This window comes from Spirosoma fluviale, assembly GCF_900230225.1.
GTDB lineage: Bacteria > Bacteroidota > Bacteroidia > Cytophagales > Spirosomataceae > Spirosoma > Spirosoma fluviale.
Window position 1 is genome coordinate 799,176 of sequence record NZ_OCNH01000001.1, and the last position, 21,324, is coordinate 820,499.

At 49.5% G+C, this 21,324-nt stretch carries 20 protein-coding genes; 12 read left to right on the plus strand and 8 right to left on the minus strand.

Translation table 11 applies throughout. The features are described 5' to 3' along the window. Positions 1-7: 7 nt before the first annotated feature. Both CRO74_RS03370 and CRO74_RS03375 read left to right on the plus strand, forming a co-directional pair. Positions 8-451: an organic hydroperoxide resistance protein gene (locus CRO74_RS03370; protein WP_218840200.1), complete on the plus strand. Its 444-nt coding sequence runs from the start codon at positions 8-10 to the stop codon at positions 449-451. Further along, a complete protein-coding gene (locus tag CRO74_RS03375) occupies positions 448-1,446 on the plus strand; it encodes an NADP-dependent oxidoreductase (protein WP_097124573.1) in 999 nt (332 codons plus the stop codon). The genes CRO74_RS03370 and CRO74_RS03375 overlap by 4 nt, the downstream gene beginning before the upstream one ends. Before the next feature lie 369 nt (positions 1,447-1,815). Here CRO74_RS03375 and CRO74_RS03380 read toward each other — a convergent pair whose 3' ends face one another. Next, entirely contained in the window at positions 1,816-2,583 is a 768-nt protein-coding gene (locus tag CRO74_RS03380; RefSeq protein WP_097124574.1) for a class I SAM-dependent methyltransferase, read from the minus strand. A 166-nt stretch (positions 2,584-2,749) separates the two neighbouring features. Here CRO74_RS03380 and CRO74_RS03385 point away from each other — a divergent pair, with 166 nt between their 5' ends. Both CRO74_RS03385 and rlmB read left to right on the plus strand, forming a co-directional pair. Next, positions 2,750-4,201 (plus strand): GWxTD domain-containing protein, encoded by a 1,452-nt coding sequence (locus tag CRO74_RS03385; protein WP_097124575.1) that lies wholly within the window; start codon positions 2,750-2,752, stop codon positions 4,199-4,201. Continuing rightward, complete coding sequence (gene rlmB, locus CRO74_RS03390) at positions 4,174-5,004, plus strand: 23S rRNA (guanosine(2251)-2'-O)-methyltransferase RlmB (RefSeq protein ID WP_179830112.1); 831 nt, start codon at positions 4,174-4,176, stop codon at positions 5,002-5,004. The genes CRO74_RS03385 and rlmB overlap by 28 nt, the downstream gene beginning before the upstream one ends. Before the next feature lie 93 nt (positions 5,005-5,097). Here rlmB and CRO74_RS03395 read toward each other — a convergent pair whose 3' ends face one another. Continuing rightward, entirely contained in the window at positions 5,098-5,487 is a 390-nt protein-coding gene (locus CRO74_RS03395) for a c-type cytochrome (protein ID WP_097124577.1), read from the minus strand. A 174-nt stretch (positions 5,488-5,661) separates the two neighbouring features. Between CRO74_RS03395 and CRO74_RS03400 the strand changes: the two genes are divergently transcribed. After that, the gene (locus CRO74_RS03400) at positions 5,662-6,402 is read left to right on the plus strand and encodes a class I SAM-dependent methyltransferase (protein ID WP_097124578.1); all 741 of its coding nucleotides are present in this window, start codon (positions 5,662-5,664) and stop codon (positions 6,400-6,402) included. Here the strand turns inward: CRO74_RS03400 and CRO74_RS03405 are convergent. Further along, the gene (locus CRO74_RS03405; RefSeq protein ID WP_097124579.1) at positions 6,397-8,085 is read right to left on the minus strand and encodes a VRR-NUC domain-containing protein; all 1,689 of its coding nucleotides are present in this window, start codon (positions 8,083-8,085) and stop codon (positions 6,397-6,399) included. The genes CRO74_RS03400 and CRO74_RS03405 overlap by 6 nt on opposite strands. A gap of 51 nt (positions 8,086-8,136) precedes the next feature. On the opposite strand from CRO74_RS03405, the gene CRO74_RS03410 reads away from it, so the two are divergent. The 5 genes from CRO74_RS03410 (at position 8,137) to CRO74_RS03430 (ending at position 12,326) form a co-directional block, all read left to right on the plus strand. Next, complete coding sequence (locus CRO74_RS03410; RefSeq protein WP_097124580.1) at positions 8,137-9,138, plus strand: DUF2157 domain-containing protein; 1,002 nt, start codon at positions 8,137-8,139, stop codon at positions 9,136-9,138. Continuing rightward, positions 9,125-10,315, plus strand: a complete 1,191-nt coding sequence (locus CRO74_RS03415) for a hypothetical protein (RefSeq protein WP_097124581.1) — start codon at positions 9,125-9,127, stop codon at positions 10,313-10,315. The genes CRO74_RS03410 and CRO74_RS03415 overlap by 14 nt, the downstream gene beginning before the upstream one ends. A gap of 130 nt (positions 10,316-10,445) precedes the next feature. Next, complete coding sequence (locus CRO74_RS03420; protein ID WP_097124582.1) at positions 10,446-10,646, plus strand: type II toxin-antitoxin system VapB family antitoxin; 201 nt, start codon at positions 10,446-10,448, stop codon at positions 10,644-10,646. Beyond that, positions 10,647-11,054 carry a type II toxin-antitoxin system VapC family toxin gene (vapC, locus tag CRO74_RS03425; protein ID WP_179830113.1) on the plus strand — a complete coding sequence of 136 codons (408 nt, stop codon included), beginning with the start codon at positions 10,647-10,649 and terminating at the stop codon, positions 11,052-11,054. It abuts the gene before it with no gap. 84 nt (positions 11,055-11,138) lie between these two features. Continuing rightward, positions 11,139-12,326: a phosphoglycerate kinase gene (locus CRO74_RS03430; RefSeq protein ID WP_097124583.1), complete on the plus strand. Its 1,188-nt coding sequence runs from the start codon at positions 11,139-11,141 to the stop codon at positions 12,324-12,326. Between the two features lie 20 nt (positions 12,327-12,346). Here the strand turns inward: CRO74_RS03430 and CRO74_RS03435 are convergent, their stop codons facing one another. The 5 genes from CRO74_RS03435 to CRO74_RS03455 all read right to left on the minus strand — a co-directional run bounded on the left by CRO74_RS03435 (position 12,347) and on the right by CRO74_RS03455 (position 19,818). Beyond that, entirely contained in the window at positions 12,347-13,828 is a 1,482-nt protein-coding gene (locus tag CRO74_RS03435) for a tetratricopeptide repeat protein (RefSeq protein WP_097125999.1), read from the minus strand. A 132-nt stretch (positions 13,829-13,960) separates the two neighbouring features. Then, entirely contained in the window at positions 13,961-14,716 is a 756-nt protein-coding gene (locus CRO74_RS03440) for a zinc ribbon domain-containing protein (protein ID WP_097124584.1), read from the minus strand. A gap of 17 nt (positions 14,717-14,733) precedes the next feature. After that, on the minus strand, positions 14,734-15,834 hold the full coding sequence (locus CRO74_RS03445; RefSeq protein WP_097124585.1) for a Nif3-like dinuclear metal center hexameric protein: 1,101 nt from the start codon (positions 15,832-15,834) through the stop codon (positions 14,734-14,736). A 196-nt stretch (positions 15,835-16,030) separates the two neighbouring features. Continuing rightward, complete coding sequence (locus tag CRO74_RS03450) at positions 16,031-17,350, minus strand: sialidase family protein (RefSeq protein ID WP_097124586.1); 1,320 nt, start codon at positions 17,348-17,350, stop codon at positions 16,031-16,033. A 38-nt stretch (positions 17,351-17,388) separates the two neighbouring features. Continuing rightward, complete coding sequence (locus CRO74_RS03455) at positions 17,389-19,818, minus strand: TonB-dependent receptor (RefSeq protein WP_097124587.1); 2,430 nt, start codon at positions 19,816-19,818, stop codon at positions 17,389-17,391. A 429-nt stretch (positions 19,819-20,247) separates the two neighbouring features. Between CRO74_RS03455 and CRO74_RS03460 the strand changes: the two genes are divergently transcribed. Both CRO74_RS03460 and CRO74_RS03465 read left to right on the plus strand, forming a co-directional pair. Next, positions 20,248-20,613 (plus strand): hypothetical protein, encoded by a 366-nt coding sequence (locus tag CRO74_RS03460; protein ID WP_097124588.1) that lies wholly within the window; start codon positions 20,248-20,250, stop codon positions 20,611-20,613. 318 nt (positions 20,614-20,931) lie between these two features. Next, positions 20,932-21,285 (plus strand): hypothetical protein, encoded by a 354-nt coding sequence (locus CRO74_RS03465; RefSeq protein WP_097124589.1) that lies wholly within the window; start codon positions 20,932-20,934, stop codon positions 21,283-21,285. Positions 21,286-21,324 lie beyond the last annotated feature (39 nt).

Consider the following 21,324-nt stretch of genomic DNA (forward strand, 5'->3'; position numbering starts at 1 on the left):
ACCAATTATGATTCAGCCATTATATACAGCCCACGCCACCGCCACCGGCGGACGTGACGGCCACGTGACTTCATCCGATAATGTTTTAAACCTCGACGTGCGGGTTCCCCGCGAAATGGGGGGTGCCGGGGGGGCCTACACTAATCCCGAGCAGCTTTTTGCGGCTGGCTATGCCGCCTGTTTCGATAGTGCCCTGAATCTGGTTATTCGGATGGGTAAAGTAAAAACAGGTACAACAACCGTAACCGCCGATGTAAGCATTGGCAAGCTGGAAGCGGGTGGTTTTGGTCTGGCCGTTACACTCGACGTCAATGTACCGGGCGTAGATCAGGCTGTTGCCGAAGAACTCGTCGGGAAGGCACATCAGGTGTGTCCGTACTCGAATGCAACCCGGGGTAACATTGATGTGACCTTAACGGTAACCAACCACGAAACGGGGGTTCAGGCATGAGTGTACGACAAATAGTATTGGCAGCGCGTCCCAAGGGGATGCCCAATGCCGAAACGTTCCGGTTTGACGAGGCTACCTTACCTGCGTTGCAGGCCGGAGACGTATTGGTTGAGCCTGCTTATTTTTCGGTCGATCCGTACATGCGGGGCCGGATGAACGATGCCAAGTCGTACGTGCCCCCGTTTCAGGTCGGGGAGCCATTAATGGGTGGCGCTGTGGCCAACGTGCTGGAAAGTAAGGCCGATGGTATTTCGGCTGGTGATCTGGTAACGGGTAATCTGACCTGGGCTACGCAGGCGGTTGTTCCGGCCAAGGGGCTCAAAAAAATAGATGCCAGTCTGGCTCCCGCCAGTTATTACCTGGGTATTTTGGGAATGCCGGGTCTAACGGCTTATTTTGGTCTGCTGGACATTGGCAACCCCCAACCCGGCGAAACGGTGGTGGTATCCGGAGCGGCTGGTGCCGTTGGCATCATTGTCGGGCAGATTGCTAAAATTAAGGGGTGCCGGGTTGTTGGCATCGCCGGGTCGGACGATAAAGTGACGTTGCTGAAAGAGCAGTTCGGATTCGACGAAGTGGTCAATTACAAAACAGCCACTAACCTGACCGACGCCATTGCTGAAGCCTGTCCCAAAGGCGTAGACGTTTATTTCGATAATGTTGGCGGAGACGTTTCAGACGCGGTTATCAAGAATATCAATTTCCACGCCCGCATTCCCCTTTGCGGTCAGATCGCCTTCTACAACACAACCGAAGTGCCCATGGGGCCGCGTATCCAGCCCATGTTGCTAACCCGGAGTGTATTGATGAAAGGCTTTATTGTTGGTAACTACCAGGCACGTTTTGGCGAAGGAGTTAAGCAACTGGCGGCCTGGGTAAACGAAGGCAAACTCAAGTACACCGAAACGACGATTAAAGGATTTGATAAGCTGCCCGAAGCCATGCTGGGCCTGTTTTCCGGACAGAATACGGGCAAAATGATTGTTGAAGTCTAATCCGTCAACCGGCTTCAAAAAGTAGCTAATTCAACGTGGATAATCGGGTTAGGTATGGTGTAGGCTGCTTAACCCCAGAATGCATACAATTTTTTCTTGTACAAAATCCCTGTCAGGGGCGACCTGTCAATAGAAAAGGGAGTGTGAGTTCTGTTTAAAGCGCCTTAGGTGCGACCCTACACGAACAAGAGTGGGTCGCACCTAAGGCGCTCTAGACAAAACAGAAGCGATACCAACTAGCAACAGGCCGCCTTGATGGCTAATTGGACTTTGGCAACGATGTATATACTCGCTTCGGGCTGGCACTAGCGGCCGAACAGGTATTGAATAGCATGATCACCAACTGGCATAATCCTAAATTAGCTGTATTTATTTCGTCGCTACATAAAAGAAATCCAGACTACCGGCCGGATCGTTGCTGACGAGGTAGTCGGTATAATTTATTTCGGCAGCGATACCGTCGGCTTGCAGGAGCCGGTTGCGGTTTAGCCGGTTCATCAGATCGTAGGGCACCTGAAGCAGTCGGCGGGGGAGCCGGTATTGCAGATTGAAGATATCGAAGCGGGTCAGTTTTTTGACCGATTCTTTATTCTGCTCGTAATAGGTCATTACCTTCTCGTTACCGTGAATGCCTCGTGTTTCTACGGCAGGAAAATACTTTCCCATCAGCGATTTCAGGCCATCGGCATAATATTCTCGAACGTGCCAGGGATTGCGTGTCAGTGAAAACGTTTTATTAACCGTTGTCAGGAGTAATTTACCACCGGGTTTCAGTACACGATGCGCTTCTTTAATAAACAGGTCGTCGTTCTGGATATGCTCAATCACCTGAAAGGTGACGATAAAATCGAACGTATTATCCGGTAAACCGCTAAGAGGTGGAATATTGGCAGCAATGAATGTCGACTTGGGATACCCGGCACTCAGCGACGAAATCAACTCCTCATTCTTATCAATTCCTGTGTAATGATCGGCGGCTTTCGTGAGCAGTTCCAATCCGCGTCCCCAGCCGCAACCAATTTCGAGTACCTGTCCGCTTACTATAGCAGCCGCTTCGACATAAGGGAACAATAGTCGTTGGTGAACAGGGTTATCCGATGCGATTTCGGCGGAAGTAATTTCGGTCGTCTTATACATGCGTTTGCAATTCAATTGGCAAAATTACTCTTTTGCATAACTAAAGAAAAATGGATGCCCCCGGTAACCCAAAAGATGTCTTTTTTTCGTTATTAATGAACAGTACCAAACAACCCAACCTATACGGCTTTTTAACGTTATAGGGCATTAGCCAGCACCGTTATTTATGCGCATTCTATCTGCTTTCCTCTTCATCTGTTTACTGACGGCCTGTTCGACCAATAAAAAAACACAGCAGGACCGGGCCAATGCGGCCTATGATGCCCGTACGGAAGCACAGCGGAACCAGAACCGGCCAGCCGCCCGCCCTGCCGAAGCGCCCCGTGCCGATACCCAGCGGCCGGATGCACCACGTACCGACTCCCGCTCGTCAACCGCCCAGGCTCCCGCTCCCGTTAAAGTTATGACGGATGGCCCTGCTCTGGGCACCACGCCATCGGTATCCGGTAAAATAACCGGCGAGTGGATAGTCACGTCCATCAAAGGGAAGTTTCTGTCCATCGACAGCAGCAGCGTTCGGGTGTACATGGACATTACAGCCAAATCCCCAACGGGTGAGGTTGTAGTTAAACCCGCCGATTTTGCTGCCCATTTTCTAATGGCCTACGTCATGTATCCGGATTACAATAACCGGGAACGGTTGGGATATGGAACCGTACCCCTCACCACCGACAACGTAGGGCAGGAGGGTGACCATTTGACGTTGATGTTCGATGTAAAACGCCCCAAAGACGCAGCCAGCGCTGTTCTTTTGTCTGAATTCACCGAAAGCAGTTCGGGAACCAAAGCTCGTAATGACCTGACTTTACGGTTCAGGGGTACAAAGATGAGCGATCGCTACACCTTGTTTGATAAGACCGGCAAACAGCCTCAACTGCGTAATTATGTGAATATTGGTGATACCGTTGTTATTGGTGACGTAACCGGATCGACTAAGAAACTATTTGGCTATCGGTACCGGCATGATTTCGAAGCAGCCTCGTCGCCCATGAATACGTCGGCCCGGCCCGCAGCTAAATCGCTGTCTGAAGATTCGACTCTGACGATCACGACGAATAAACCGTTCATCATTCCGCGCGAAGGACTGTATTATTTTTTGGAAGATACCGCCGATGTGGCCGGTATTGGGCTGGTAGCGGCTGATAAGCGGTTCCCGAAGTTAACCCGCCCCGAAAAACTGATAAAGCCAGTGCTGTACATGAGCACCAGTTCCGAAATCAGTGAACTGAACCAGGCGCAGAATACCAAAAAAGCATTCGATCGTTACTGGCTAAGCTTAATGTCGGGAAATGAAGAGGTTGCCCGCAAAACGTTAAAAGCTTACTTTAACCGGGTTGAAGAAGCGAACCGCTTATTTACAACCTACAAGGAAGGCTGGAAGACCGATAAAGGTATGATTTACATCGTACTGGGTGCTCCGGATCGGGTGCAAAGGAACCGCGAGCGCGAAGTGTGGGTTTATAATCGCCGGGCTAATGTCTCGGAGGTTAATTTTACCTTTACAAAAAAACCGAATCAATTTGTCGAGGATCATTACGAACTGGTGCGCTTCATTGAGTATCAGCCGGTTTGGTACCCGATTGTCGAAGCATGGAGAACCGGCGCAATCCGCGAGTAAATCGCCCCAGTTATAAACCACGTCCCGCAGGGGCAAAGCCACCGTATCGTCCCCAACCCGACGAGATGGTGTTTGGTATTCAATCGGTTATCGAGACGTTGAAGTCCGATCAGCAGATTGATAAGCTCTATATGGAAAAGGAGCTGAGCAACCCCGATATTCAGAATCTGGCTTTTCAAAAACGGGTTACCATCCAGCGCGTTCCTTCTGAGCGGCTCGACCGGTTTACCCGGAAGAACCACCAGGGGGTTGTTTGCCTGATTGCCCAGGTGCAGTACGTTAAACTGTCGAACGTTATTGCCGATGTGTTTGAGCGGGGTGAAACGCCGTTTTTTCTGTTGCTGGACCGGATTACCGATGTTCGTAACTTCGGTGCTATTGCCCGTACTGCCGAGTGTACGGGTATTCAGTGTATTGTTATTCCAGGCAGGGGAGCAGCCGCTATTAACTCCGACGCCATGAAAACATCATCCGGGGCACTTAACCACATATCGGTTTGCCGGGAGCCCGATCTAACCGAAACCGTAAAATATTTAAAGGAATCGGGGATTACCGTGGTGGCCTGTACCGAAAAATCGGCTCGTGACCTCTACGAACGTACCACTGATTTGACGGGACCGATGGCCATTATTATGGGTTCGGAAGAAGATGGGATCTCGCCCGAACTACTCCGCATGGTAGATACTCACGTTAAAATTCCGCTTTTAGGAGCCGTTGGCTCATTGAATGTATCGGTAGCTACTGGCGTAATCCTTTACGAAGCCGTACGGCAACGGAGTTTACCTGTCAACGTGGCTCAGTAAATCGAACAGTCATCAGGTAGTTTATTGCCCGATGCCGTTGAATGAGAATAGATGTAAAGCAAAAACACCGGATTGGAATCCGGTGTTTTTGTTTTAGGCTTTTTTGCTTTTGGGTTTCGCTTTGGTAGCACCGCCTTTCTTGGCAGGGCTTTCATCAAGCGAGTTAATCCATACTGCCAGCTTCATTGCATCTGCTTTTGGCACTTGCTTCATAGCGGCCATTGGCGGGTAGCCCGGCCAGTGCGATGGAATTGGATTATAGATGAGGTTAACAATCTCCTCATTCGAGTATTTCTTTTTGGCCACATCGGCATAGGCTGGACCTACTAACCGCTGGTTTGGACGGTGGCAGGCTATACAGGTGTATTTCGTCATCAGGGTATTCATTTCTTCTGGAATATCGGATGGCGCCTGAGCCTTAGCGTCGATAGAGGCTACGGCCAGCGAAGCCGAAGCGATGAGAATACCAAGTAATTTTTTCATGAGAATCGGGTAAACGATAAATAAACAAAACAGATTGAGTGAGAGCAACAAGTCAACCGCGCAAAAATAGATGGTTTGGGGTCATAACCCAATTTTGCCAACGGTTTTTCCTATTAAACCAATGTTTAGACAGTTGTTCTTAAAAAACGTTTAAAATTGCTAAAAAGAAAGTTTATGCAACCCCTCGACCGCTTCTCAGGCCATGCCGATCTCTACGCTCAATACCGTATCGATTACCCTGCCGACTTGTATGAGTTCATTCTTAAATACTGCCCCGATCGCCAACACGCCTGGGACTGTGCCACCGGAAATGGTCAGGTTGCCGGAGCATTGGCCGAGCTATTTGATCAGGTCGACGCCACCGATATCAGCGAAACACAACTTATCCTGGCCGTTAAAAAGCCCAACATTCGCTATCAGACCAGCCTCGCTGAACAAACGCCCTTTACCGACAACTCCTTCGATCTGATTACCGTAGGGCAGGCCATTCACTGGTTCGATGTAAATGCTTTTCATGAGGAAGTCCGGCGAGTGGCTAAGCCCAATGCTGTCATCGCCGAATGGGGTTACGGATTGGTAAAGCTTGGGACCGGTCTGGATGAGATTATGCTTGATTTTTATCGGAACCGAATCGGACCTTATTGGGACCCACAACGCACGCATATTGACAATCGGTATGCTGGCTTAGCGTTCCCTTTTGCGAACGTTCAATACGCCACGTTTACGGCCCGGAGAACCTGGTCCCTGGAGCGATTTCTAAATTACCTGCGTACCTGGTCGGCGGTGCGGCAGTATATTCACGAAAATGAAGAAGACCCCGTCATTGGCTTGGGGGAGGAGCTAAAACCAGTTTGGGGCGATGGGGAGCGCGAAGTAACGTTTCCCGTCTTTCTGAGGCTGGGTGTGGTTTCATAACTCCCAAATCACCCGCACCACTTTGCCGCGCACACCAATGGTCTGGAAAAACTCCAGCCAGTGGAGTTGCTGCGGGCCGAGGTGATCGGTAGGGGATTTGACTTCCACAAAGTCATAGTCTCCCCGTTCATTCCAGACGAGTAAATCCGGGAAACCACGCGTATGTTCGCGGACATTGCGAGCCATTTCGAGCAGGATCAGGCGTAGTTGCTCGATGTCCAGCAAGTCGATCATCTGCTGAACAAGTCTCAAAAGCTCATCCGACCAGTCGACCAGTACGTTGGTGATACCATATTTGGCGTTGAACATCCGACCAACATGCCGTCGCCAGGCGTCTTTCGTGTCGAGTTCAGTAAGACGCTTTTTCAATAACTCCTCCCGTTTCAGGTAAAAATCGGGCAGGTAAAAGTCCGACGGAGCGCGTTGCAGCGGATGGTGAATGGCCGAAACATTGGCGTCGTAAATAATATCCCAGAAAACCAGCCCGAACAGGCCGCGCCAGGGGTAATTCTCGGTAAACGCAGCATCGAAATCCTGTTCCAGGTAATAATTCATCACCCCGGCTTCGACATGGTGGCGGTAAGCGGCTGGAATATTGACGCTGTCGGCATCGGACAAAAAGCGCGTGGTCGCTTTTCGGGTGCGTTTTTTTTCGCTCAAACCTAAGATTTTCTCCCGAAAATCGGTAGCAAAATACCGTTCTTCGGCATTCAGCGGATTAACCGAAATTTCATCACACAGGGCCAGGGCTTCATCAATGGAGCCGTTTTTGAAGAGTAAACGAACGCGCCGTTCCCGTGCCGGAACGCGGTCGGAGAGTTCATAGACGGCCAGCGCCTGATCGGGAAGTTTCTGTCGTTCCAGAAAAGCGCCAACGCGGCACACGAGTTTCTGATAGCCCGGAATGGCGATTTCAGTCAGTTCGGGGCGGGTTTCGTTCCAGTTCAGGAACCAGTTGTAAATATCATCGGCGGGCGTTTCGGCTTCTTTAAGTTCGTAGAACTCCTCGTTCGTGAGCGAAATCAACAGCTTATCTTCCACCTCTTTTCGGGTGCGGAAGCGGGCCGTTAGCTTGCTTTCGTCGTACCGTTCGAAGTTGACCATGCCAAGGTCACGCACCACAAATTCGGTCATGTTGCTGCCCCGGTTACCAAAAAACAGGTACTTGACCATCATCTCTTCGGCTTCGAAATTCATCTTCACCACCGTTTCGTGCGTAGTCAGGCTAGTCACTATTTCGGCGAAATCAAGCTCATGAAGCGCGTAGCGCACAACACCTTCCTTTTTCTCTTTCGCTAACGGCCGACTCTCTTCCGGTTCGAGCGGGAGGAGGTTCAGGAGTTCTGGTTTCGTGAAAACACCCAGGGCAGCTTCGCCCATAAGCTCATGATGGGCGGATAGTCGTTCCACAAATCCTGAAGAAATTAACGCGTCAACAGCGGCCGGAAGGTCAGTAATTTCGTTATACTGTAGTTTGGTAGTTCGAAAAAAGAGTCCTTTACGGTTACTAAACCGTACATACAGACATTGGGCATCGAGCGGTAAAGCCTCGAATCGATGAATGAAATCCCACTCGGCATCATTTAACAGATTGCCGTACAGTCGCTTAACAAAGTCCAGCACATAGCGGAAATTGTCGAGATAGTAATGAGGGGTAAGGATAGTCTTTTGTCGTCCAACCATGCTGTAAAGTGGGAGGGAAACCACATTTACATAACAAAAAAACACGCGTTTATGTCCCCGGACGATGTTCTGAACAAACTAGGTAAGCAGGGTATTTTGCCACCTGAACAGCAGACGAAAATTGCTGAAATTGAGCGTAAGAAGCCTTTTTCACTGCATTGGGAGTTACGCTCGATGCTATACATCGGTATTCTGCTGGTCAGCCTGGGACTGGGATTGCTGGTCTATGATAACTTCGACCAGATTGGGCAGGGTGCTTTGCTGATGGCTATTGCAGCTGCCTGCGCCGGTAGTTTTTACTTTGCCTGGCGAAATCGACCCGGCTGGACGTTTGCCCAAGCGAAGAGTAGGTCGACCTTTGGCGATTATGCGCTGATTCTGGCCTGCCTGCTTTTCCTGACGCTGGAAGGCTACGCGCAATACGCTTATAATGTGTTTGGTTCGCGCTACGGACTTGTTACTTTGCTGCCTGCGGTTGTGTTTCTACCGCTGGCCTATCGGTTCGACCATCGGGGGGTGTTGAGCATGGCGTTGACGGCGCTCATTTCGTGGGTTGGTGTAACTGTCCGACCGCTTGAGTTGTATTTTAAAACGAACTTTTTCAATCAGGGTACAGTCCTGTCGGCTCTTGCGCTGGCTCTTGTGCTCATCGGCATAGCGTTTTTGCTGGAGCGACGGCGCATTAAATCCCATTTTACCTATACTTACCTGACCATAGCGGGTAATCTGCTGATGGTGGCTTTGCTGGGCGGACTATTCAACTTTGACGATGTCCGGTTGTGGTTCGCCCTGGGGTTGGGCATCGCTTGTTTTGTCTTTGATCGGTATGCTCGCCAGCAGCGTCAGTTGGCCAACGCGTCGGAAGGCTCGTTTCTGTTTCTGCTGATGAGCAGTGTATACGGGTACATTGGCGCGACGTATCTGTTTTTTCATTACCTGCGCCCATCCAGCGACGATGTTTATTACTGGTATTTTATCGTAACCGGCATTGCGTTTGTGTATTACCTCATGAGCCAGCTACCCAAAGGCAATCGAACGAATGAAAGCGTATAACGAACAGTGGATTTATAACCGCGACCTGCTGATGCAATCGGAGCGGTGGCATCGGCAGGGACTGCTTTCCGACGAGCAGATGGAGGCCGTCCGGAAAGCCTACCCGGTGGAGTTTCGCCGGACGAACGGATTCATTGAGATTGGTCTGTTTCTGTTTACAACTGTTGCCATACTGGCCTGTTACCTGTTACCCGCCAGTATTTTTTCCAGTATGCTGGACAATCAAACGGCCTACGGTATCTTCAACATTGCCTTCGGTATTGGTGTGGGGATTGTTGGCTGGTTTCTTATTAGCCGTCGGCTGCTGTATCGGAATGGTATCGATAATGCCTTTGTTGTTACGCTAACGGGCTTTCTGGCGTTTGGATTCAATCAGTTTTTACCCAATGGCCTATCGGTGGCTACGCATTGCCTCTTTACGTTGCCGCTTTTGCTGCTGGTGCTCTGGTATTATGGCGATACGCTTATCGCCTTCTTTTCGATCGCGGCTTTTTACACGGCTATCTTCGACAGTTTACTAAAAGTTAGCTGGGGGCTTGATGCTTTGCCTTTTGTCATGATGGGCGTTTCACTGCTACTGTATAGCGGAGCCAGGCAGATTGTTAAGCAAGACATTGACCGATCGTATTACACCGATCCGCTCAATCTGGTGCAGTGGCTGTCGCTACTTGTGCTGGCTGCCAGCGGAAACTATTTTATGGTACGTGAACTGAACGGACTCCTGCTCGAATCGGGGCCGGCCAGACGCGTGTTGACGGAAGCGCCACAAATCGGGTTACCAGTGCTCTTTTGGGTGCTGACGTTTGCCCTTCCGGTCATTTATCTCTGGCAGGGCCTGACGAAGCGCAACCGGATGCTGATCATTCTGGGTACACTGGGCCTTATTACGGCTGTCATGACGTTACATCATTATACCGTGCTCGTACCGCTGAACGTAGCTTTGACCATTGGGGGGTTGGTGCTGATTAGCCTTGCTGTGGCTGGTATTCAGTATTTATCGAGTCCCAAACAGGGCTTTACCGATGCACCTGACGATGATTCGCCAAACGATTTGTTCATCAATGCGGCCAGTATTGCCGCTGTTCAGGCTACCAGCGCCATACCCCACGGGCCGAAAGATGACCTTCAATTTGGCAAGGGTGATTTTGGTGGAGCCGGGAGCGAAGGGAAGTACTGATGTGTATATTCGAAGGGTAGACTCTACAGGTGTAGGTGGTTTTGTATATGTATAATGATATCTTGGGCAAACGAAACATGTTGATAATATGCGGGATGTAGTATTTTTACCCTGAAAAGACTAATAAATCATGGAAACGAGCATCAAACTTGATGACCAACTGCTAAATGAAGCAAAGCAACTAAGCCACATTGAAAACACCGAAGAACTTGTTCAGAAGGCACTTGAACGCTATGTAACTATTCTGCAAAATAACCAACAGCTACTAGCTTTACGTGGTAAAGTAGAGTTCTGGGATGATGAGGATATAAATTCGGACTCTTTAGATTAAATGGAGTCAATTTTAGTTGATACGTCGGTCTGGGTTGATTGGTTTAGCCGTAAGAATAGCCATACGAGACAAATTAATTTACTGGAAGATTACCTTACTGAGAAGTTCCCAGTTTACACGACGGCTGTAGTTTTACAGGAAGTGGTGCAGGGAGTGCGCGAGGACCACACTTACCTGATAGTAAAGGATGTCCTATTAAATGTGCCAATGCTTCGACTTGACCCCGTCGAAGCCGCCATCGGGGCAGCCGACCTGTATCGCTCACTACGCAAAAAGGGCGTTACTATCCGCAAATCGAACGATTGCCTGATTGCGCATTATGCCATTTTCTACGATATACCGGTCTTACATAATGACGCTGACTTCGATCAGATTGCCAGCCATACAGCCCTCCGAATCGCGGTTTAATAGGAACAACCGCAAACTTACTACCCGCGTCTGCTAAAAAACCGCTAAGTTTGGCCTCGCAAACCAACGACCATACGCAGTCGCATGAAAACCGTAGATACCTACAATTTTGCCGGTAAGAAAGCCCTCGTTCGGGTAGACTTCAACGTGCCACTCGACAAAGAGTACAACATTACGGATGATACCCGCATCAAGGCAACCATCCCAACCGTTCTGAAAATCGTAAACGACGGTGGTTCGGCTATTCTGATGTCGCACCTCGGCCGACCAAAGGGCGGTCCCGAAGAAAAATATTCGCTCAAGCACATATTGCCTGCCCTCAAAGAAGCTTTTGGCCGCGATGTAAAATTCGCGGACGATTGCATTGGTCAATCGGCGACGGATTTAGCGGCCAGCCTGCAACCTGGCGAAATCCTGCTGCTCGAAAACCTGCGTTTTTATAAAGAGGAAGAAAAAGGTGATGTAGCCTTTGCTGAGAAACTCGCCAAACTTGGCGATGTGTGGGTAAATGACGCCTTCGGAACGGCTCACCGTGCCCACGCATCCACGGCCGTAATGGGTCAGTTTTTCGAAGATCGCGTAGCCGGTTACGTGATGAATGCCGAGTTGGCCAACGCCAAGAAGATTCTGGAAGAAGCCGAACGGCCTTTCACCGCTATTATGGGCGGAGCCAAAATCTCCGATAAAATCCTCATCATTGAGAAACTGCTCGACACGGTCGATAACCTGATCATTGGTGGCGGAATGACGTATACCTTCACCAAAGCATTAGGTGGTCAGATCGGTAAGTCACTGCTCGAAGCTGATAAGCAGGAACTGGCCCTTGAACTGCTGAAAAAGGCAGAAGCTAAAGGCGTGAAAATTTACATGCCCGTCGATAACCTCTGCGCCGACGATTTCTCGAACGATGCCAACAGACAGATTGTGCCAACGGGCCAGATTCCCGACGGCTGGGAAGGACTGGACATCGGCCCTGATACTATCGAACTTTTCAAAGAGGTTGTCCTCAAGTCGAAAACTATCCTTTGGAACGGCCCAATGGGCGTATTTGAATTTGAAAACTTCGCTCATGGTACCAACGCCATTGCTGAAGCCGTTGTAAAAGCGACTGAAGAAAACGGAGCCTTTTCGCTCATCGGCGGTGGTGATTCGGCGTCGGCGGTCAATCAGGCCGGTTACGGCGACCGGGTTAGCTACGTATCGACTGGTGGCGGTGCCTTGCTGGAATACATGGAAGGTAAAGTATTGCCCGGTGTAGCTGCCCTGGAGTAGAGACGCAACCCTTTGCGTCTCTACAAGCCACTTAAACCCGCCTTCGCTTTGTTATCCACGCTGTTTTTGTATTCGTGGCGCTTAAAGCTGATGGCTTTCTGGAAAAACGACCGTGCGCGAGTGCGGTCGTTTTTTTGCTGATAGATGTATCCCAATTGAAGGGCCGCCGTCGCGCCAAATGAAAGCTGGTCGGGGTCGCTCAACGCCAAGGCACGTGTTAGCCAGGGTATGGCCGCATCGGGGTTGTTCCGGCGTTGGAAAATGCGGCCCATACGGTACGTGTATTCAGCTTTTTCGGCTACCGTTGAGAATCTGGCTTCGGTGTAAGGGCGCAGATAGGCCAGGGCGCTATCTGTAAAACCACCGTCTGAGGCCAGTCGTGCCCGCATGAGCACTTTCTGGTTGGCCGATGCACCTTTGGCCAAGTAGAATTCGGCAAACTTCTGGGCGGCTTTATCCGACTCAACTGTGGTTCGACCAACGGTGATAACTTTTCGCAGAAATGGGCGGGAAGGAGCGTCGGGTTGTCCAGCCAGCCAGTGGCAGAGAAAGAGTTTATAATAGGAATCTTTTAAGAAATTACGGCCTTTGTAAGTCGCCAGGAATTGCTGAAAATGCGTTGTTGCCGTTGTGTACTCACCCTTCTGAAGATAAATGTCGCCCAGGATATTTTCAATGACAGGCAAAGGCAAATAGCTTTTGCCGTAGGGTCGACTTAACAAATACGCAAGCGCCTGTTCACCATGACCGCTCTTTTGCTCGATGGTCGCTCCGAAAAAGTGGAGGAGCAGATTATCGGGGTGGGCGCTGACCAGCCGATGTAACGTTTTCCTGTCGGCATCGGTGAACTTGATAACATAAGCCCGGATCATCAGGTCGATAAGCTGTGCTTCGAGTCCAAAAGTTGCGTCAGCCTGGGCACGCTGAAGCTCCTGCTGCCCCTGCTGAATATTGCCGTGCAGCCCTAGTAAATTAGCCACCCAACTGTAGCTGTCCGGAACGGAGCCAATCATGACATGAAGCGTTCCCAGCGATTTATAGGTAGGCAGAAACGCTGGGAATCGCTTCTTGTTCTCCGCCAGCAATTTGTAAGCCCGAATAACATCCCAACTCGCACTTACTTCCTTCCCGAATTTCAGCTTGACGAAGGCCCAATGGAGCCGCACTTCGGCCATGAGTACCCGTTGCCAGGGCGATGCGTCGTCCAGTCTTTTAAGGGCTTCGAGACGCTCATCTTCCCGGTCGCTGATCGACGCAAACAACCGATCATCATCCGACGTGACGAGCAGGAGCATATCTGTATAGTCGTCAACGAAAATGCGTACACCATTCCGGGTTGACTCCGTCGAAAGTATCGGCTGAGCCGGTTGTACAATTAGTTTTTGAAGGTCGCCATACGTTCGTTGCAGCTCCGGTGTCCAGACGAAATCCTGCGCTCTGCCCACAAACGGGTTGAGCAGGAGTAGGAGGGCTGTTATAAGGGCAAAACGGTACGTTGACACAGATACGACGAAAGCTTGATGATTGCCGGAAGGCTTAAACAGGTACGATAACAAAATAACATCAACCAACTGGGACTGAAACAAAAAAAGGTCGCCAGAAGACGACCTTTTTTCAAGACTACCTGGGGAGACCTACCGGCCACGGCCCGTTGGAGCTGGTTCGGGAACACCTTCCACATCGGCAAAAATCCGTCCGCAGTGTTCGCAAACGATAATTTTCTTCTTGTCTTTAATGTCTGCCTGACGCTGGGGCGGCACCACGTTGAAGCAACCTCCGCAGGCACCACGCTTCACCATGACAACGGCCAGACCGTTCAGCGCATTACCCCGAATTTTTTTGTAGGAGTTCAACAAACGCGGCTCGATGGTCGTTGCCTGCTCATCACGTTGCTTGATAATCTCCTTTTCTTCTTCCTGGCTCTCTGAGGTAATCTGGTCGAGTTCCTGCTTTTTCGCTTTCAGGTCTTCTTTCCGTTCGTTAAGGGCGGCCGAGGTCGTTTTAATCTCCTCTTCTTTTCCCCGCACCCGGAATTGCGCTTCGTTAGCGCGTTTTTCAACGAGTTCAATCTCAAGAGACTGTAATTCGATTTCTTTCGAAATGGCGTCAAACTCGCGGTTGTTGCGAACGTTCATCTGCTGATCCTTGTACTTGGTGATCAGCTTTTCAGCGTCCTTTTTAGCCACGCGATTGCGCTCAATTTCTTCCTCCAGCGTCTTGATTTCGGCCTGGAATTTCCCAATCCGGGTTTCAAAACCTGCTATATCGTCTTCAAGGTCACGGACTTCTTCGGGCAGACCACCGCGAATTTTGATGAGTTCGTCTAGTTGAGAATCCAGGGATTGCAGTTTGAGAAGAGCGTCTAGTTTTTGCGCAATCGTCAGTTCCATTCGGAATGTAGTTAGTGCTATATGAAGTACCGAACCGGATTCGTATCCGTTTCTGATAAAATTACCGCAAAAGTAGTGAATTTTTTTGCCAAATGCCCGCAAATCAAGTCTTTCGTATAGACTTCGCTTTCATAATGCCCAATATCGCAGATACTTACGCGCCCTTCTGCATCAAAGAATTCGTGATACTTGTAATCGGCGGTCACAAACGCATCCGCCCCTGCCCGAATAGCGTCGGGTAATAAAAAGCTGCCTACACCCCCACAAACGGCTATTCGGCGAATGGGCCGGTCGGGGAGGGCGGTGTAGCGAATAAGATTCAGGTTCATGTGTTCTTTCAAATAAGACAACCAGGCTGTTCCTGCCATCGGTTCGGGCAAATCGCCCACGGCTCCGGAGCCCACTTCCTGATGCTGATTGTCCAGCGCCGTCAGGTAATACGCCACTTCGTCATACCGATGGGCCTGCCGTAAGGCGGTCAGTAACTGACCTTGTTGATGGGTTGGGATGATGACCTCGATCCGGTTTTCGGACTCTTCATGATATTTTCCAATCTCACCAATGGCTGGATTGGCCCGTTCGCTGGGCTGGAAGGTGCCGGTTCCGGCCACCCGAAAACTACAATTTTTGTACTCTCCAATCTGCCCCGCTCCGGCGGCATACAGCGCATCCAGAACCCGTTGGGTATCGGCCACGGGGACAAACGTGACCAGCTTGGTTAACACCTGCGTTTTAGGTGCCAGAATCTGTACGTTCGTCAGTTTTAATTTCTCCGCAATTTTGTAGTTAACCCCCCCAGCTACGTTATCCAGATTGGTATGAGCCGCATAAATGGCGATATCATTCTTGATCGCTTTGATAACGGTACGCTCTACATACGTTTTGCCGTTCAGCTTTTTGAGGCCCTTAAACACTACCGGGTGATGCGCCACAATTACGTTACACCCTTTGGCAATAGCTTCGTCAATAACCGCTTCGGTAACGTCGAGCGTAACCAGAACACCCTTAATGTCGGTAGTGGGGTCGCCGACCAACAGGCCCACGTTATCGTACGATTCCTGATAGGCGAGGGGAGCTAAGGCTTCAATATGAGCAGCAAGCTGACGAATTTGTGGCATAACAACGAAGAATTCGGACTGATTTAGGGCGCGTTGATCCGCAAATTACGGAATCTACGGATGGGAAGATATTTTTTCCAGTTGCAGAGGAAACAATAAAAGCCCCAGCCATTGGTATAGGCCGGGGCTTTGATTAAAAAGAGGAAGAAAAGAAAAGTAAGCTGCCGTTGACTAAATCAGACGCCGAAACGGCTGTTTAAAGGTCAATCTGAGCAAGTGCTACCGAATTTTTATTATTGGAATGTTTCACTTCGTAAGCAACCAGAAGCTGATTGTCGACAACCAGGCCGCTGGCGTTGGTTCCGTTGATTGCGTTCTTCACCAGTTGTGTGGCTGGATTCTGGTCTGCTTTGATGTTCTTATAAGCGATGACCGAGCTTATTCCGGCCTCCGATGTCTGATTTTGTTCCCAAAGTAATACGGATGATTTTGGTGCTGCCACCAGATACGCATTTTTAGCGGTTGGTTCGTCCAGGACGAATAACCGTTTGCCCTGCTGATTCACAACCCGAATACCCGGTGACTCCTGCGTACCCGAAAACCACGCGATCAGGTTCGTTCCTGCGCCAACGCTGGATGTTGGACCCGAGTGAGGGCAGCCGTTGATCTGCCAGTTGTCCTTGAACAGAATCTCGGACTTAGTGAAACTGGTACCATTGTCTTTCGAACTCATCTTGGCGATGTCGCGGATGTTGTCCTGATTCTCCCGATAGTATAGATTCAGCGTACCCGAATTGTCGACCAGCAGGCTGATGTTACAGCAATCGCAAACGAAGGGATCAATGATGCGCTCACTGCTGAACTGGTTGCCTTTCGAGCTAACAAACCGCATGTCGCGCTGGTGTTGCTTTCCTTCAATATCGTTCAGATAAGCCACGCCGATTTCGCCGTTTGGCAGTACGATAGCATCGAAAAAGCCCCGAACAATGTTGGGCGTTTTATCGGCATGTACCGGAGCGGGCTGGCTCCAGGTTTTGCCTTGGTCGTTCGAATAGCTGTAAACGATCTGTAAATCGCTAGGCCGACCACCGCCACCCCCGCGTGGAGCACCTTTGGCCGGGCCTGCCTGCGGGGCAGCACCGTGGTCATGGCCAGCCGCAGCGGCTTCATGATTGGCGTGAGCAGGTTCTGCCTGGGGAGCCTGTGCTGCCTGTTGGGGAGCACCCGAACCGGGACCGCGCAGGGCGAAAACGGCAACGGGCGTACCATCTTTTTTGAAGAGCAGTTTGGGGCGCATCAGCCGGGAGTTTCCAATACCAGCCGATGAGAAAATGAGTTTTTTGTCGCCGAAGGTCCTGCCTTTATCGGCCGACTCGGCCCAGTAAAAATAAACGATGCCATCGGGATCTTTCTCCGTCCATGATAAGGCTACAGATCCTTTGGGCGTTTTGGTCAGGGTGGGAACGGCATAGGCCCGGGTTGTATCGCTGAATTTTCCACGATCGGTCGCGTAACTAGTCAGACCGACGGTCAGGAGTGCGCCGAAGCATACGAATGTTTTTACCAGCTTATTCATGATCAAGTATGGGTTTTGTTTGGTATTGATTTCAGGTATTAGAAACGATAAGAGACCGTTGTGACAAATTGCCGGGGTGGAATCGGCATGATGCTGTAGCGGTCGTGAATCAGGTAATTCAGTTCATTGGTAAGGTTCGACACTTTGGCCAGCAAAGATACCTTCCGATACGTATACCCGGCCGACAGGTCGAACGTGGCAAAACCGGTTAGTGGAATCAGGCGGCTAAACTCCGGCGTTTGGCCAAAGGTGTTGTTGTTCCCGCCGTAACGGGCACCGGTGTAAAAGGCCGAAGCGCCCAGTTTGAGCCCACGTAACGGCGATCGGTCAACGGTATAAAACAGGGTGAAGTTGGCCGTGTGAGCCGGGTTGTTCGTCAGGCGTTCCCCTTCAATATAAGACCCCTTTACCTGCGTCGTTTTTGTATATCGCATATAGTTATAGCCGTAACCGCTGATGAAGTAGAAGTTTTTGGAGAGGTTACCTGTCAGGTCAACTTCCAGCCCATCGCTGGTGGTTTGGCCCGTAAACTCTTTCACATTTGCGTCGATGTTGGGTGAGCCATCGAGCCTGAACGGGGCCATCAGGGCCAGATTGCTGTTCACGATGTGATACACCCCGACGTTGGCTGTGATACGGCCATCCAGAAATTCGTTTTTAACGCCCGCTTCGTACTGGTCAACAATTGAAGGCTTCAGGATCTGCCCGTTGATGTCGACACCGGTATTGATGGTGAAGTTGCTGGCGTAACTTCCGAAGAACGATGTTCCTCTGGTTGGCTGATAAATCAACGCCACTTTTGGCGAGAAAGCCGCATCCGCCTTGGTTTCGACCGGGCCTCGCGTTTCTTTCTGGGTTCGCAGATCGAGAAGGGTAGTCTGAACTGTTTTCTGCTGCGACCACCGCAGACCCGCCAGTACTTTAAGTTTATCCGTGAGACTGATCAAATCCTGGGCGTAAAAACCAAGGCGGACAGATGGGGAGGTCGTGCGAATAGTGGCATTTGCATCCGGGATGTCGGAACGAGTCTCGTATTTCGTTGGGTCCAGAATGTTTATTCTGTCATAGGTCGTTACTGCAACACCATTGCTGGTCATGGTAAATGCGTTGCTCTCGCTCACAATGCCCACCAGATCGGAACCCACCAGAATCTGGTGCCCTACCGCTCCCGTACTAAAGCGACCGTTGAGGTTTACTTGACCCGTATAGTTGTTCTCTGCGGTTTTTGTGCGGCTTAGCGCCCGGTTCCAGTCGCCGTTGGCGGCAACGTTGTTGTTGGGAACGCCAGCACCATAAGCCGACACATTAGTTTGCTGCGTTGCGCCAATAAAGGTCAGTTTCCATTTGTTATTGAATGTATGGTCGACATTGATCGAGCCGCTTGCTTGTTCTACGTTATTATAGGCCCAGGTTGTATTGATAAAGCGTGACCGGGGAACATTGGGAATAATGGCGTCCTGATTGGCATTGAGGGAACCGATGCCATTGTCGGGCGTTAGGTTTGACTTCAGATAGTCACCCTGGAGCAGAATGGTCGTTTTCTGACCGAGTTTGTAGATCAATGACGGGTTCACGTAAACGCGGTCGGTTTTTACCACATCCCGGTAGCTTTTAGCGTTCTCGACGGTACCAATGACCCGAAATGCCAGATTTTTTGACAAGGGGCCGTATACATCGACCACTGGCTTCAACAAGCCAAAGCTGCCCGCTCGCATGGACACCTCGCCCCCAAATTCGAACTTTGGCTTTTTAGTTACCATGTTCACAATCAGCCCACCCGACACATTACCATAAAGCAGAGACGAACTACCTTTCAGCACTTCTACAGACTCCAGCGTACTGGCTTCGGGAAAGCCCATGGTGTTTGTGATGACTCCATTCTTGAAAATACTTCCTCCCGCACCGGCAATACCAATGCTGTATCCCCGTGCCGAAAACGTTTCGGCCACACCGCCCCGCTGTTGCGTGAGGGATACGCCACTCACGTTTTTCAGGGCATCGCCCAAGCGGGAGATCTGTTGATTTTCAATAACAACGCTGCTCACAACACCCGTCATTTGAGGTAAGTCGAGTGGAGCAATGCTGGCTTTGCCAAGCGTAACGGCTTTGTTGGCCCCTATAACTTCAACTTCATTGAGCTGAGCTGCGTTTTCGGTCAGGACAAAGTCAACTGTTTCTGTTTGACCAGCCCGTACACGGACAGACTTTTCCTGAGGCTGGAGTCCAACAAAGGTAACACGTAGTGTATACACGCCCTGGCTAATACCCTTCAGCACGAAAGAGCCGTCTTCGGCGGTAAGTGCCCCTTTGCGGGTGTCCTTTAAACCAATAGTAACAAAAGATGCTGGGTTGCCGTCACTGGTTGTAATTATTCCTTTAATAGTACCCTGGCTTTGTGCCTTTGCAGTCAGTGTGAATAACGTGAGTAGCGTATTTATTAAGAAAAGGAAGGTAGAATTTGGCTTCATTTATTTAGAATAATTATAATTAAAGGCAAAGCTAGGCGCTTAGGATATGAACTCAAAACTTATTTAGAATAATTCTTTGTAATGGTGGTAATGCCCTATCTATTCTCAATAAGATTCAATAAACAGGGGACTAACTTGCTACTGACAGAGGAGAACGGACCGTGTGATAAATTCTTTGTTATATAAAGTATACATGGTATAGCGGCTAATATAATTTTTATACTTTTGAGTAGATTACCAGGCCGGTTCTAAACAAAATTCCGAAAGTAGGGTCTACACATCTGCAAGCAGCATGTTGTTTCGGAAAAACTGTAAGAAGTAAAACGTGAGCTTTTTTTAGCTCCAGCGACTGAGGTTACTTCATCAAATCGTACAGACGTTTGGGAATCTGCCGAGTTAAATAAATTATACACTTAACGTTTGCGGAATATGAAGACACTGTTGCAGGGCGATGCGTTTGTCGTAATTGATGATGCAATTATGGATCAGCTGGTGATTCAGATTAAAGTCAAAAAGAGATGGCGAACCATTGAGCCTTACATGACTGGTCTCAGGCGAGACACGCTAACATCCGTTGTCTATGGCTTTTGCCGGGATACAGTCCCTTCTCCCGTGTCGCCAAGTAGATGGCAATTTTTCAATCTTGACGATATTGATGCCATTGAAGTGACAAACTATTCATTCCAGCCTCATATTGATTATAGAGGAAAAACAGATGCGTTGCTGACTGTTTATCGTAAGCTGAAACCAGTATGGTCTTATGAAGAATCCTTACAATTGTGTGTTGCCGGATAAATTTTGGTAATTCGTAGAAACCAATTTGCTTTTATAGAAACAAACCAGCTTACTAATGGCAAGCCGGTGAAACCTTCCTCTTTTTACCTAAACAATATAAACGATTGAAGTAATTACGTAGATCGGCAGGTCCGGGTTGCCACCAGCAAAAAAAGACAAATTTGGGAGTGTATCCCCTTCTTCTGTCTTACACCAGGACCACAGCGATGGAAATTGCATGAAAAATGTAAAATATGGCCTTACCGACTATAGGTATGGCCATATTTTTGCTACCTTTATATTTCATGTAAAATATAAATGTAGCAAAAGTAAAATATAATGAATGAGGTAAATCTGACGAGTTCAAAAGCAATAATTCGCTTCATGCTCTACACGGACGTAAATCGCAGACGAGCAGCAAGAGTTGGAAAAGATAAAGAGGTGGACCTTGCACTCGTGCTGGGAAACACATACGATTACGGCACCCAGCATGAGCTACTCTTTGATGAAATAGATGCTGAACCCGGTCAATATGTTGTAGCCATGCTACCTTACTATCGGCAGATTCCCCACCCTCACAAAACGGATGATTTTATACAAGTCCGGCTCGTTTATTTAACGACTCTTGCCCTTTGGCCCTTTTTCGAGCCTATTGCTGGCGAAACACTAAACAGAGCCATGCTTCCAGAATAAATTGCCTGAATGGTATGTCATATAACAACGTATTAACAT